We start from the raw sequence: 1,502 nt of genomic DNA, 5'->3' as shown, positions 1-1,502 counted from the left end.
TCCTACGAGCACGCAGCGCAGGGCGACGACGTTTACAAAGACTCGGGCGAAATCAGCCTGGGCATCAAGTCGGCAGCCGACGCTGGCGGCCGTACCTTCGAGAACCTGCAGCTGGGTAACGATGCCTCGGTCAAAGTGACTGACACCATCGACGAAGTTGTAGCCAAGCTCACTGCAACCGACTCGGTCACTGAAGGCGGTCAGATCACTTACACCGTGACCCTGACCAACAAAGACGGCTTGCCAATCGACAAACATGGCGCGCTGACCTTCACGCTGGACGATGGCAAGACCGTCATCACCATCCCAGCCAATGGCACAACCGGTTCGGTCACTGTGACCGCGCCAGACAACGACTATGTCGGTGCTAACGATCCGGTCGTTAAATCGATCGCCAGTGTTGCTGGTGCGGACGTTGGTAAGTTTGAGCAACTAACGCTCGATAAGACGCCGGTCAGCACCCAGGTTACCGACGAGCCAGGCTCGGGTACTCCAGGCACGGGCAACCAGGGCGACCAAGTTCTGGTCACCATCACTGCCGACCAAACTTCTGTTGCCGAGAACGTCAAACCAACGTTCACCGTGCAGATCAACAAAGCCCTGGCTAACGACCTGGTCGTGACCCTGAGCAACAACGCTCAAGTCACCATCAAGGCTGGTCAGACTGCTGTGTCGTACGAGCATGCCGCCCAAGGTGACGACGTCTACAAAGACTCCGGCGAAATCAGCCTGGGCATCAAGTCGGCAGCCGACGCTGGCGGCCGTACCTTCGAAAACCTGCAGCTGGGCAACGATGCCTCGGTCAAAGTGACTGACACCATCGACGAAGTTGTAGCCAAGCTCACCGCTACCGACTCGGTCACTGAAGGCGGTCAGATCACTTACACCGTGACCCTGACCAACAAAGATGGCTTGCCGATCGACAAACACGGCGCGCTGACCTTCACCCTGGACGATGGCAAAACTGTCATCACCATCCCAGCCAACGGGACAACCGGTTCGGTTACCGTCACAGCGCCTGACAACGTCTATGTCGGTGCAAATGACCCGGTCGTCAAATCGATAGCCTCCGTTGCCGGCGCAGATGTTGGCAAGTTCGAGCAGCTGACGCTCGACAAGACTCCGGTCACCACCCAGGTTACCGACGAGCCAGGCTCGGGAGTCCCTGGCACTGGCAACCAGGGCGACCTGGTCCACGTGACCATCACGGCCGACCAGACCTCTGTCGCCGAGAACGTCAAGCCGACGTTCACTGTGCACGTGAATACCGCACTGGCCAATGATCTGGTCGTGACCCTGAGCAACAACGAGAAGGTCACTATCAAGGCCGGCGAAACCAGCGTTCAGTACACCCACGCAGCACAGGGCGACGACGTTTATAAAGACTCGGGCGAAATTAGCCTGGGCATCAAGTCGGCAGCCGACGCGGGTGGTCGCACCTTCGAGAACTTGCAACTGGGTAACGAGGCGTCGGTCAAAGTCACCGACACCATCGACGAAGT

At 58.4% G+C, this 1,502-nt stretch carries 1 protein-coding gene; it reads left to right on the top strand.

Annotated features, from left to right (window positions below; translation table 11 throughout):
* The coding region (locus FS777_RS21220) for an immunoglobulin-like domain-containing protein (RefSeq protein ID WP_372239227.1) at nt 1–1,502 on the top strand (1,502 nt) is incomplete at both ends.

This window comes from Pseudomonas sp. DE0157 (assembly GCF_007678615.1).
GTDB classification, from domain to species: Bacteria; Pseudomonadota; Gammaproteobacteria; order Pseudomonadales; family Pseudomonadaceae; genus Aquipseudomonas; species Aquipseudomonas parafulva_B.
Note: the sequence above shows the minus strand (reverse complement) of the source record. Positions and strands in the feature narration are given on the sequence as shown.